We start from the raw sequence: 13,278 nt of genomic DNA, 5'->3' as shown, positions 1-13,278 counted from the left end.
ATGACCCTGCGACTGTTAATCATTGGCAACGGCATGGCGGCTACCCGCCTTGTCGAAAAACTCAGCGAATCGACCCCCGACCGCTATGCCATCACGATGATTGGCGACGAGCCGGGACATGCCTATAACCGCATCCAGCTATCACCGGTGCTGGGGGCAGAGAAAACGTTCCGCGACACCATTCTGCACGACGCCCACTGGTACAAGGCGCGCGGCATCAGGGTGCTGACGGGGGAAACCGTGACCCAGGTTGATGTGCAGGCTCGCCGGGTCATCACCACCCAACGCGAGCTGGACTGGGATGAGCTGGTGTTTGCTACCGGGTCGACGCCCTTTATCCCGCCCGTACCGGGGCATGATTTACCGCATGTCCATGGCTTTCGTCGTATCAGCGATGTGGAGGCCATTCTGGCAGGCGACGGGCCGGTTGTTGTTCTCGGCGGTGGCGTGCTGGGGGTTGAGGCGGCTGCGGCGCTACGCTGTCATGGTGACAACGTCACACTGGTTAACCGGGGCGAATGGTTGATGGAACAACAGCTTGACGCCCAGGCCGGAGGGCTGCTGGCAGCGAATCTGCGCGGTCGCGGTATTGACTGCGAACTGTCTGCCAGCATCAGCCACATTACCCCCGAGAGCGTCACGCTGACCAACGGACGCGTTTTGTCGGCAGGCCGCGTGGTGATGACCGCCGGGGTTCGCCCGGCGAAAGCCCTTGCCGAGGTCAGTGGTATTCCCTGTGCGCGCGGAATCGTCGTGGACGGGCAGTTACGCAGCGCGATCGCCGGGGTAAGCGCCATCGGTGAATGCTGTGAAATCGCCGGGCAAACCTGGGGGCTGGTGGCCCCTTGTTTACAGCAGGCGGACATTCTGGCAGCACGTCTGCTCGGTACGCCTGAGGCGGATTTTCAGTGGCAGGAGGGGGGGCTGCGACTGAAAGTGACAGGCATCGACCTGTTCAGTGCCGGGGACGTTCAGGGGCGCGAGGGTGACGATATCTGGACCACCTTCGATCCGCTCAGCGGCCATTACCGTCGCCTGGTGATACGGGAAAACAGATTGTGCGGTGCACTGCTGCTGGGTGATTGCACCAGCGCAGCCCCTCTCGCCGAACGATTACATACGCCGGAACCGCCGCAGGCGGACTGGCTTTTCGACAGCTTTACAGCGCAGCCAGCGGCTGCCGGGACCCCAAAGATGACAAAACCTACTCTGGTTGTGGTCGGACACGGTATGGTCGGCCACCATTTTCTAGAACAGTGCGTGAGCCGCAACCTGCATGAGACCTATCACATCGTGGTATTCGGCGCGGAGCAGTATGCCGCCTATGATCGTGTGCATTTATCTGAGTACTTTGCCGGGCGCAGCGCACAGTCACTCTCAATGGTCGAAGGGGATTTTTTTGACCGGTACGGTATTGAGCTGCGTCTCAGTCAGACCATTACCGCAATCGACCGCACAGTGCAGGTGGTGCGGGATGCGCTGGGGCATGAAACGCGTTGGGACAAACTGGTGCTGGCGACCGGTTCATACCCGTTTGTGCCGCCGGTGCCGGGGCATGATGCCAGCGGCTGTTTTGTCTATCGTACCCTGGATGACCTGGACGAGATTGCCGCTCGCGCGAAAAGCGCCACCCGCGGTGTCGTGATTGGCGGCGGGCTGCTGGGTCTCGAAGCGGCGAATGCATTAAAACAGCTGGGGCTGGAAACCCACGTGGTGGAATTTGCCCCGGCACTGATGGCCGTTCAGCTCGATGAACAGGGCGGCGCCATGCTACGCAAGAAAATCACCGCGCTGGGGGTGCAGGTTCATACCAGCAAGGCGACCCGGGAAATTGTGGCGAATGACAACACACTCACACTCAACTTTGCCGATGGTGAGAGTCTGACGACCGACATGGTGGTCTTTTCCGCCGGTATTCGCCCGCAGGATGCGCTTGCCCGCAGCGGGGCGTTGAGCCTGGGGGAACGCGGCGGGATCAGCATTAATGAACAATGCCAGACCTCAGATGAAAACATCTTCGCCATCGGCGAATGCGCAGTGTGGGAAGGCAAAGTATATGGTCTGGTGGCGCCAGGATATCAGATGGCGCGTGTGGTGGCCGCTCATCTCAGCGGCGAAACGACGGCCTTTACCGGCGCGGACATGAGCACAAAACTCAAATTGCTTGGTGTTGACGTGGCATCGTTTGGTGATGCCCATGGACGCACGCCAGGATGTCTGAGTTATCAGTGGACCGATGGCCCGGCGCAAGTCTATAAAAAAATCGTGGTCAGCGAAGACGGCAAACAGCTACTCGGCGGTGTGCTGGTAGGAGAAGCCAGCGACTATGCGACGCTGCTGCAAACCATGCTCAACGGGCTGGCGCTGCCGGCGCAACCGGAAAGCCTGATTCTGCCTGCGCTTGCAGGTAGCGCACCCAAAGCGCTCGGCGTGGCGGCATTGCCGGACAGCGCGCAGATTTGTTCCTGCCATAACGTCAGCAAGGGTGATATTTGCCAGGCGGTCAGTGCGGGGGCCACCGACATGGGGGCCATTAAAAGCTGTACCAAAGCGGCCACCGGCTGTGGCGGTTGCAGCGCGCTGGTCAAACAGGTCATGGAACACCAACTGGCGTCGCAGGGTGTGGAAGTGAAAAAAGATATCTGCGAACACTTCCCGTACTCGCGCCAGGAGATCCATCATCTGGTGCGCGTCAATCATATTCGCACTTTCGCGCAGTTGATCGGCCGTTATGGTCACGGGCAGGGCTGCGAAGTATGTAAGCCGCTGGTCGGGTCGATTCTGGCCTCCTGCTGGAATGAATATCTGCTCAAACCGGCGCACCTGCCGCTACAGGATACCAATGACCGTTATTTCGCCAACATCCAGAAAGACGGCACCTATTCCATTGTGCCGCGTATGCCTGCCGGAGAGGTGACGCCGGATGGCCTGATTGCCATCGGGCAGATAGCTAAACGCTATCAGCTTTACAGCAAAGTCACCGGCGGACAGCGTATCGACCTCTTTGGTGCGCGTCTGGAGCAGCTTCCGGCCATCTGGCAAGAATTGGTGGATGCCGGCTTTGAAACCGGGCATGCCTACGGCAAGTCGCTGCGTACGGTGAAATCCTGTGTCGGTTCGACCTGGTGTCGCTATGGCGTGCAGGATTCTACCGGGCTGGCGGTCACCCTGGAGCATCGCTACAAGGGGCTGCGTGCGCCGCATAAGATCAAAATGGCGGTCTCCGGTTGCACCCGTGAATGTGCAGAAGCGCAGGGCAAAGATGTGGGGGTGATTGCCACCGAGAAAGGCTGGAATCTCTATGTGTGCGGCAATGGCGGCATGAAACCGCGCCATGCGGATCTGTTTGCCAGCGACCTGGACGAAGCCACGCTGATACGCACCGTGGACCGTTTTCTGATGTTCTACATCCGCACGGCCGACCGTCTGCAGCGCACCAGTACCTGGCTGGATAACCTGGAAGGTGGCATCGATTATCTGCGTGAGGTCATTTTGAACGACAGCCTGGGGATTGCGGGTGAACTGGAAGACGAGATGGCGCGGGTGGTGGACAGCTATCAGTGCGAGTGGCAGACCACGCTGAACGATCCCGATCGGCTGGCGCTGTTCCGCTCGTTTGTTAACAGCGACGCGCCGGATGAAACCGTTCACCGTGAGGTTGTTCGTGACCAGCCGCAGCTCGCTGTGGCAGCGGAACAGCCAGAGGGGCAGTTGCCGTGGCGGCCATGGCAGGTTATCTGCGACATCGCCGCGATTCCTGAACAGGCGGGAATCGGCGCGCGTCTGGGCGAGCGGCAAATTGCGCTGTTCCGCTTTGGCGAGGCCATTTATGCCCTTGATAACCACGAACCGGGCAGCAACGCTCAGGTCCTGTCGCGCGGGATCCTGGGCGACACTAACGGTGAGCCGCTGGTGATTTCGCCGCTTTACAAGCAGCGTATCCGCCTGCGTGACGGCTGCTATGCGGAAAGTGGTGAACCGGCGGTCCGCGCCTGGCCGGTCAAAGTGGAAGGCGGCAAAGTGTGGGTCGGCAATCAGGTTCTGTTGATGCGCGCGGAGGCATCATGAGTACCCGCACGACCTGCCCATACTGTGGTGTGGGCTGTGGCGTGGTGGCGACCGTCACTGACGACGGGGTCAGCGTGGCGGGTGACCGCGCGCACCCGGCTAACGCCGGTCGACTGTGCGTGAAAGGGGCGGCGTTGGGGGAAACAACCGGATTAGCGGGACGGCTTCTGGCCCCGCAGGTGGATGAGCAGACGGTAAGCTGGCAGACGGCGCTGGATGCTGCCGGTGAACGCCTGAATGCCATTATCCGGGAATTTGGCCCGCAGGCAGTCGCGTTTTACGCCTCCGGACAACTGCTTACCGAGGACTATTATGCTGCCAACAAGCTGATGAAAGGCTTTATCGGCGCGGCAAATATCGATACCAATTCACGGTTGTGCATGTCCTCTGCCGTCACGGGCTACAAGCGGGCGTTTGGCGCAGATGTCGTGCCGTGCAGCTATGAAGATATTGAAAAAAGTGACCTGCTGGTTCTGGTGGGGTCGAACGCCGCCTGGACCCATCCGGTGCTCTACCAGCGAATAGTGCAGGCAAAGCAGGATAACCCGGCGCTGAAAGTGGTGGTCATCGACCCGCGCGTTACCGCCACCTGCGCGATTGCCGATCTCCATCTGCCGCTTGCGCCGGGGAGTGACGCCGGGCTGTTTGTCGGCCTGTTAAATATGATCGCGACGGGAAATCATTCCCTTTGTGATTTTGATGAGGGCGAGGCGGCGCTGGCTGTTGCTCGTGAGTGGACTCCGGAGGCTGTAGCGACATTTTGTGCACTACCGCGTGACGTTGTCACAACGTTTTATGACTGGTTTATTACCGCGCCGCGGGCGATGACGCTGTTCACGATGGGAATTAACCAGTCAGCAAGTGGCAGCGATAAGTGTAATGCCATCATTAATGTGCATCTGGCCAGCGGTAAATTTGCCCGTCCGGGCTGTGGGCCGTTTTCGCTGACCGGACAACCGAATGCCATGGGCGGGCGTGAAGTCGGCGGCCTGGCAACCCAACTGGCGGCGCATATGAATTTTGAGGCGGCGGATATTGCCAGACTGGCTCGCTTCTGGCAGACGGAGAGGCTGGCACAAACGCCGGGACTGATGGCCGTGGAGCTGTTTGAGGCCATCGGTCGCGGTGAAGTGAAAGCGGTGTGGATAATGGGTACCAATCCCGCAGTCTCACTGCCGGACAGCCATGCCGTATGCACCGCACTGGCGGCCTGTCCGCTGGTGATTGTCTCTGAGGTGGTTGCCGAAACCGATACCAGCCGCTACGCCCATATCCGCTTTCCGGCGCTGGCCTGGGGGGAGAAAAACGGCACGGTGACCAATTCCGAACGACGTATTTCACGTCAGCGGGCATTTTTACCGCCGCCGGGTGAGGCGAAAGCCGACTGGTGGATTATCGCCCAGGTCGCCCGACGTCTGGGTTTTGGCGATGCGTTTGGCTGGCAGCATGCCCATGAGGTGTTTTCAGAACATGCGGCGCTCTCCGGTTTTGAAAACAACGGTACGCGGGCGTTTGATATCAGTGAACTGGCCGGGTTAACGCGCGAGCAGTGGGACAAGCTGGAACCCTACCAGTGGACGGTGGCCCCGGCGGCGTTACAACGCGGCTGGCGGCCTGCCGGGCGTTTACGCACCGTACCGGTATCGCCAGTACGCGCAGTAGCACAACCGACGTCGCGCTATCCGCTCTTGCTTAATACCGGGCGGATCCGCGACCAGTGGCATACGATGACCCGCACCGGCACCGTTGCGCGCTTGATGCAGCACATTGTCGAACCCGTTGTCGATATTTGCCCGCCTGATGCGGATCGTTTTGCGCTGGGTGAAGGAGATCTTGTGCATCTTAGCTCAACCCGTGGCGTTATGGTGGCGCGGGTGCGTATTCAGCCCGGTCAGCGGCAAGGGGAACTGTTTACGCCGATGCACTGGAACCATTGCTTTGCGCGTCAGGGGAAGGTTAACGCGCTGGTGGCCCCGGTGTGCGACCCGCATTCCGGGCAGCCGGAAAGTAAACAAACGGCGGTGCGCATAACCGCCTGGCAGCCAGGCTGGCAGGGTGAACTCTATGCGCGCGAAATGCCGGATCTCCCCGCGGATCTCTACTGGGTGCGCAAAGCGACGGAAAGCGCTTTGCATTTTACGCTCGCGGGTAATAGCGATGCAGTGCCATGGCTGACGGCCTGGTGTCAGACGCAAGGATGGCAGACGCAGAGTGCCAGCGCCGGTACGGTGAGAAATCTGCTGGCATGGCACAAGGGGCAATTGATGCTGGGGTGGTGGAGTGACACGCGCCTTCCTGCTATCGCGCATGACATCATTGTGCAGGCGTTTATCACCGCGCCCGCAACGGCGCAAGCGCGACACAACCTTCTGGCAGGGCGGGCAGCGGCCAGCTCACCCTCGCCTGGGCGCACGGTCTGTAGCTGTTACAGTATTGGGGAAAATGCGATTCGTGCTGCTATTGTTACTGGGTGCGACAGTACCGCAGCGCTGGGGAACGCCCTGCGCTGCGGCACGAACTGCGGATCCTGTCTGCCGGAATTAAAAGCGCTACTGTCCGAAGCGGCCAATTAGCCCAGCCGCACCCAGGGTGTGGCCTTTGAGTTTGGCAAACAGTTCGTCCCGGGTTAATCCTTTAGGGAGATCCGGTGCGAGGCTGGTGGCAATCAGCGTAAAGGTGTAGTGGTGTGCGCCACTACCTGGTGGCGGGCAAGGGCCATACCACTGCAGGGTACCGGGGGTATTTTTACCGCCGGTATAGCCTTTAGCATCACGCAGATCGTTTTCGGCGAAACCGGTACCGGACGGAGGAATGTTATAGGCCACCAGGTGGGTAACGCCAAGGCCCATTGCGCCTTCCGGGTCATGCACCACCAGGGCGAAACTTTGCGTTTTCGCAGGGGGGTTGTTCCACACCAGCGCCGGGGAAATATTCTCGCCTGTGCAGTTAGGATTACTGCTGGCATTACCCGCGTATTTTTTCTCCATCAGTGCGTTATCACCGAAGGCCGGGGATTGCAGCTGGAAAATGTCGGTGGCGCTGGCCGACACGGCATACAACAAAATGGAACTGCACATGGCCCATCGTAGTGTGTGAGTCATTGGTTTTTTCTCAGTTATCAGCATTCAGTTAACTGTAGTCCGACGAAGCGGGATGGATTAAGGATTTTCCTGAAATTTCCACAAAAGCTGAAATTGACGGCCAAAGCCGCTAACCTGAACGACTGGCGATCATTTCAGGCCCGGAGCGACCCCCTACAAACGTGATGCAATGGTTTTCCTCTTCCCCATTACTGCTCTTATTCTTGCCGCTGGCGGGAAGCGCTGTCAGTGATTTACAGACCTCTGCGCAGTCCTGGTATGTTCAACAGGCTCAACATCCGTTTGATAATGATGGCGATACATTGCCCGATCTCGGTATGACTCCGGACAAAGGCAATAGCGAAAAGCACCTTGCTGAAATGGCTAAAGCCTTTGGCGAAGCCAGCATGACTGATAATGGGCTGGATACCGGGGCGCAGGCGCGCCAGTTCGCCTTTGGTCAGTTGCGCGATGTCGTGAGCGATGAGGTAAACCAGCAGGTGGAATCCTGGTTGTCGCCCTGGGGCAGAGCGACGATAGATGTCAAGGTCGATGACGACGGGGGCTTCACGGGTAGCCATGGTGACTGGTTTGTCCCGTTGCAGGATACTTCCCGCTACCTTAGCTGGAGTCAGCTTGGCCTGACACAACAGGACGACGGTTTGGTTGGTAACGTAGGTATCGGGCAGCGCTGGATTTCCGGTGACTGGCTGCTGGGGTATAACACCTTCTATGACAATCTGCTGGATGAAAACCTTGCCCGTACCGGCCTGGGGGCGGAAGTGTGGGGGCAGTCGCTGCGTTTTTCCGCCAATTTCTATCAGCCTCTCTCCGACTGGACATATCGCTCGGCGACGCTTGAGCAGCGTATGGCACGCGGCTATGACATTACCGCTCAGGCGCGTTTACCCTTCTGGCAGCAGCTTGATACCAGCGTCAGTGTGGAACAATACTTTGGCGAGAGCGTGGATTTATTCGATTCCGGCACCGGGTATCGTAACCCCCTGGCGGTAAAAGTGGGGCTGGATTACACCCCTGTCCCTCTGGTAACGCTGTCGGCGCACCATAAACAGGGGGAAAACGGTGAAAGCCAGAACGATTTAGGCTTAAAACTGAATTATCGTTTTGGCGTTCCCCTCTGGAAACAACTTTCCGCCAGTCAATTGGGCGAAGAGGCGTCTTTGCGTGGCAGCCGTTATGATAATCCGGTACGTGATACGCTTCCGGTCTTTGAATATCGCCAGCGTAAGACGCTTTCAGTCTTTCTCGCCACACCGCCCTGGGATTTGCAGCCAGGCGAAACGGTGGCTCTGAAGCTGGATATTCGCAGTACGCATGGAATACGTGAATTACACTGGCAGGGGGATACCCGGCAACTTAGCCTCACGCCTCCCGCGCGTTCCAGTAGTACGGAAGGCTGGTCGATTATTATGCCGAAATGGGATAGCAGCGAAGGGGCGACTCACGAATGGCATCTGTCGGTGATTGCCGAAGATGAAAAGGGTCAGCGCGTCTCGTCCAATGAGATTGTGCTGACACTGACGCCACCGCTGGTTGACACGTCCGATGTCGCACCGCGCTGGGACCTGATGGCGCCGGAAAATTAAAAAATGCGCTCCTGATGGACCCAGACCGCCGCTTCCACGCGGGATTTAAGGCGCATTTTTTTCAGCATATGTTTCACGTGCACTTTAACCGTACTTTCGGTGATATCCAGACGACGGGCGATCATCTTATTGGGCAGACCTTGCGCGATGAGCTTGAGAATGTCGCGCTCGCGCGGCGTTAACTGGCTTATGTCGCGGTCTGAGGTTGCACGGTTAGCGCGCAAGCTGGCAGCGAGCACGGGGGTTAATGCATCGCTCAGGACCATCTCACCCGCCGCAGCCTGCTGGAGGGCTTTGAGTAAATCCTCTGGCTCCATATCTTTGAGCAGATAACCATCGGCGCCGCGTTTAAGGGCAGTGACAACATCTTCTTCGTGATTCGATACGCTGAATACCACCACGCGACCAGACAGCGTTTTCTCACGCAGCTTATCCAGCGTTTCAAGGCCGTTCATCCCTGGCATATTCAGATCTAACAGAATCAGGTCCGGGTCCAGATCCTCTGCCAGCTCGATGCCCTGTTCGCCATTACTGGCTTCGCCGACAACGGTGATTTCAGGCGACATGCTGATAAGTTGCTTGACGCCGGTACGCAACATCGGGTGATCATCGATGAGCAAAATAGTGGCCGGTTCCTGGTTAGTCATAGTTATCTCCTTGTACAGATGAGAGAAGATTTTCGGGAATAAACGTCACGGTCACATCGGTACCGCCGGACTCACGCCGTCGAACCTGGCAATCGCCACGTAAGCTTTGCGCACGGTCGCGCATGATAATCAAGCCATAATGGTTGGTCCGCGCTGCGTTTTCCGGCACGCCGCAGCCGTTATCACGAACCTGCAATATTACTCGTTTTTCCTGTTGAACGACCGAGACGATAACCTCAGTCGCGCCAGAATGTTTTAGCGAATTGCTTAATGCTTCGCGGGCAATCTGCAATAAATGAATCGCCTGGTGCGAAGGCACGAGACGCGCAGGGAGTTGATAATCCAGCCTGACCTGGAAACCAAAGCGCGCGCTGTATTCCTGACAACTCGATTCCAGTGCCGGACGCAGTCCGGGCTCAGTTAATTGTAAGCGGAATGTCGTCAGCAGCTCGCGCAACTGTGCCCATGAAGTATTAAGTTCGGTACGTATTTGCCCCAGCAATTGCTGGCTGCTCTCGGGCAGGCTGCCACCCTGCATCTGCAAACAACTGACCTGCATCTTCATACACGAGAGCGACTGAGCGATGGAGTCATGCAGCTCCCGGGCGATGGTGGCACGCTCTTCCATCACCATCATCTGCTGTAGATGCTCCTGGTGACGATCCAGCGCCAGAGTCGCGGTTAACTGCTCAACAAGGGTATCGACCAGCTGTTGCTGATCATGGCTAAGATGCCTGCCGTTGGGGAGTTGCGCCAGCAGCAAACCGTATTGCGTATGGTTGTCCGCCAGCCGCCATTTCAGGGTTGAACTGCCGCCAGCGGGAGCAGAAGGCATGCCGCGCGGACATAAATGACACCCTCTATCATCACAGGTGATATCCGAATGGCAGGTGAACTCCTGATGGTTTTTCTCATCTTCCTTATCGTAAACACGCAGTTCAAGATCATGCAGCAGCGTCAGATTTTGCAGGCCGTGAAGTACCGGTGACAACCGTTCGCACAGGGGAATGCGCGAATGCAGACGATGGTTGGCCTGCCACAGGAAAGAGAGAATCTGGTTTTTTTGTTCAAGTCCGGCGGTTTTTTCCTGAACGCGCTGTTCAAGGACGGCGTAACTTTCCGCCAGCTCTTCCGACATGTTATTCAGCGCTGTGCCAAGGGTCGCCATCTCATTGCGTCCGCTGATTTGCGCCCGTCGGGTAAAGTTACGTTGACTGACCGCCTGGGCCATTTTCAGTAGTTGTTCCCAGGGCTGGAGCAGGCGGGCACGAAGCCAGACGACGGTGAAGAGCAGCAGTAAGCCCAACAAGATGGCCATCACCCGATGCAGAATCACGACGCGCGCCATGCGCTGTTCAGTGCTGTGATCGAAGGCGGTAACCAGTGTATCAATCCGATTAACATAAGTAGCAATCTTATCGCTGACAGCCTGAGGTTCCTGAGCCTGCTTAAGGGCCGGAGCAACGTCGTTGCGCCAGAAATGCTGTAACGCCTGTAACTGCTGTTGCTGTCCGTCACGTTCGGCGACATCGGCCAGTTCAGCACTGAATGCCGTCTGCTCCATCTCTTTGAGTAAGACATCATCTGCCGGGCGCAGCGGCACGCTTGCCAGCAGACGATAACTTTGCATGCGCAGTGAACCCGCTTTATTGATGGCGTGGGCGCTGCCCTGAACGCCAAGCACCAGCCAGCCGGAAACCGCCATGCCCGCCACGCCGATAACCGTGGACAGCAGCATTGTCAACGCGACCTGGTTAACCAGGGAGAGCGGGGTAAAGAGGCGTTTAAGCATAGAGGGCAAGGCTCCGGCGTGCAGAAACAGAGAATGGTCGACATTGTCCGTCATACCCTGAGGTATACCCATACCTACAAAGAAGTACCCCTTTATCGTTGCCTGTATCCATAAAAGGAGTGGGTCTTTTTCACAATGCGACAGGGTGGTGAAAAACCACACTTTTTTAAGAAAAGGGATCTACTCACTAATGAGCATGGTTGTTTTTTGCTCGTCATTACGCAGACTTTTCCTTTGATTTATATCAACTTACCTTGCGCTGTAAAAACTAATGTGGCCTCGTCAAATCAATAACCAGAGGTGTCTATGAGTCACTCTTCTACCCCCCAAAGAGCGTCAGGCCGAGTAATTAGCGACTGGCGTCCGGACGATCCGCTTTTCTGGCAACGCCAGGGCCACGGCGTCGCCAGTCGTAACCTGTGGATTTCGGTCCCGTGTCTGTTACTGGCGTTCTGTGTATGGATGTTGTTTAGTGCTGTTGCCGTAAATCTGAACAAAGTCGGTTTTCAATTTTCGACTGACCAACTTTTTATGCTGACTGCCTTGCCGTCCGTTTCGGGCGCACTGCTGCGCGTACCGTACTCTTTTATGGTCCCGGTATTTGGTGGCCGCCGCTGGACAGCGTTCAGTACCGGGATACTGATCATTCCTTGTGTCTGGCTGGGCTTTGCGGTTGAAGATACCTCAACCCCCTTCAGTACATTCATTATCATCGCGCTGTTATGTGGTTTTGCGGGAGCGAACTTTGCTTCCAGCATGGCGAACATCAGCTTCTTCTTTCCAAAAGAGAAGCAGGGGAGCGCGTTAGGGATTAACGGCGGCTTCGGCAATCTGGGCGTGAGCGTGATGCAGCTTCTGGCACCGCTGGCGATTTCGTTTTCCATGTTTGCCGTATTTGGCGCAACGGGTGTTGCCCAACCGGATGGCAGCATGATTTTCCTGGCGAATGCCGCATGGGTATGGGTGCCGTTGCTGGCGGTCTTTACCCTGGCCGCCTGGTTTGGCATGAATGAACTGACCGCCTCGAAAGCGTCGCTGAAAGCGCAACTGCCGGTGTTAAAGCGTAAGCACATGTGGATCATGAGCTTTCTCTATCTGGCAACCTTTGGTTCGTTTATCGGTTTTTCAGCCGGTTTCGCTATGTTGTCAAAGACCCAGTTCCCGGACGTGGTCATCATGCATTATGCCTTCTTTGGGCCACTCATCGGCGCGCTCGCCCGTTCTGCTGGTGGGGCGCTGTCGGATCGCCTGGGGGGGACACGTGTGACGCTGGTGAACTTCATCCTGATGGCTATTTTTAGCGCCTTGCTGTTCCTGACGCTGCCAACCAATGGTACAGGTGGCAACTTTATCGCCTTCTTTGGCGTATTCCTGATGCTATTCCTGACGGCCGGGTTGGGCAGTGGTTCCACCTTCCAGATGATCTCAGTCAATTTCCGTAAGATGACGCTCGAACGGGTGAAAACTGCTGGCGGCAGTGAAACCGCAGCATTGCGTGAGGCGGCAACCGAAACGGCTGCAGCGCTGGGCTTTATTTCAGCGATTGGCGCTATTGGCGGCTTCTTTATTCCGAAAGCCTTCGGTACGTCACTGGCACTCACCGGCTCCCCGGCGGGCGCGATGAAAGTGTTCCTGGTGTTTTATATCGCCTGTGTGGTGATCACCTGGGCTATCTACGGACGGAATTCTAATAAAAACTAAGTAAATGTTGATTATCCTTGCGCGGGCCTGGCCCGCGCTTTTTTTTGAACTCCATTAGTTACAACATACTTTAAGAGGGGTTTACTTACTATGGCGAAAAACCTCGTCTTTAGGGGGGATATACTCCTTAATACCTGCTTAGCGTAATTTTTCCCGCTCTTCGTTATTTCAGCTTGGTAATTTCTTTATTTATCAGTTAATTAAAGTTGAAAATATTCTACCCTTTTAGAGGTAGAGAGTAATTTCGCGCCCGTTATGAAGCTGTTGCAGCTTGATCGCCATCAATTCTTCCCGCCTTTCAGAGCGTTACTTTCGCCGCACATGCTGTAACCCCTAATTTGCGCAATGTCGATTTATCAGAGAGCCGTCAGGCTCCATACAGG

General features: G+C 56.8%; 7 protein-coding genes. 4 read left to right on the top strand and 3 right to left on the bottom strand.

What is annotated here, in order from left to right:
* On the top strand, positions 1–4,068 hold the full coding sequence (nirB, locus tag L2097_RS07890; RefSeq protein WP_250352539.1) for a nitrite reductase large subunit NirB: 4,068 nt from the start codon (positions 1–3) through the stop codon (positions 4,066–4,068).
* On the top strand, positions 4,062–6,641 hold the full coding sequence (locus L2097_RS07885) for a nitrate reductase (protein ID WP_250353143.1): 2,580 nt from the start codon (positions 4,062–4,064) through the stop codon (positions 6,639–6,641). The genes nirB and L2097_RS07885 overlap by 7 nt, the downstream gene beginning before the upstream one ends.
* On the opposite strand, the gene L2097_RS07880 is transcribed toward L2097_RS07885, so the two are convergent.
* The gene (locus L2097_RS07880) at positions 6,618–7,169 is read right to left on the bottom strand and encodes a YbhB/YbcL family Raf kinase inhibitor-like protein (RefSeq protein ID WP_047370535.1); all 552 of its coding nucleotides are present in this window, start codon (positions 7,167–7,169) and stop codon (positions 6,618–6,620) included. The two genes, L2097_RS07885 and L2097_RS07880, sit on opposite strands and share 24 nt — an antisense overlap.
* A gap of 164 nt (positions 7,170–7,333) precedes the next feature.
* On the opposite strand from L2097_RS07880, the gene L2097_RS07875 reads away from it, so the two are divergent.
* Positions 7,334–8,755 (top strand): YchO/YchP family invasin, encoded by a 1,422-nt coding sequence (locus tag L2097_RS07875; RefSeq protein WP_284453920.1) that lies wholly within the window; start codon positions 7,334–7,336, stop codon positions 8,753–8,755.
* On the opposite strand, the gene narL is transcribed toward L2097_RS07875, so the two are convergent.
* Both narL and narX read right to left on the bottom strand, forming a co-directional pair.
* The gene (gene narL / locus L2097_RS07870) at positions 8,752–9,402 is read right to left on the bottom strand and encodes a two-component system response regulator NarL (protein WP_039079179.1); all 651 of its coding nucleotides are present in this window, start codon (positions 9,400–9,402) and stop codon (positions 8,752–8,754) included. The two genes, L2097_RS07875 and narL, sit on opposite strands and share 4 nt — an antisense overlap.
* Complete coding sequence (gene narX, locus L2097_RS07865) at positions 9,395–11,194, bottom strand: nitrate/nitrite two-component system sensor histidine kinase NarX (protein ID WP_250352538.1); 1,800 nt, start codon at positions 11,192–11,194, stop codon at positions 9,395–9,397. The genes narL and narX overlap by 8 nt, the downstream gene beginning before the upstream one ends.
* 306 nt (positions 11,195–11,500) lie before the next feature.
* Between narX and L2097_RS07860 the strand changes: the two genes are divergently transcribed.
* The gene (locus L2097_RS07860) at positions 11,501–12,895 is read left to right on the top strand and encodes a NarK family nitrate/nitrite MFS transporter (protein WP_250352537.1); all 1,395 of its coding nucleotides are present in this window, start codon (positions 11,501–11,503) and stop codon (positions 12,893–12,895) included.
* Positions 12,896–13,278: the final 383 nt, after the last annotated feature.

The sequence above is a fragment of the Citrobacter sp. MNAZ 1397 genome (genome assembly GCF_023613995.1).
GTDB classification, from domain to species: Bacteria; Pseudomonadota; Gammaproteobacteria; order Enterobacterales; family Enterobacteriaceae; genus Phytobacter; species Phytobacter ursingii.
The sequence above is the reverse complement of the archived record's forward strand: the minus strand, read 5'-3'. Positions and strand labels throughout refer to the sequence as shown.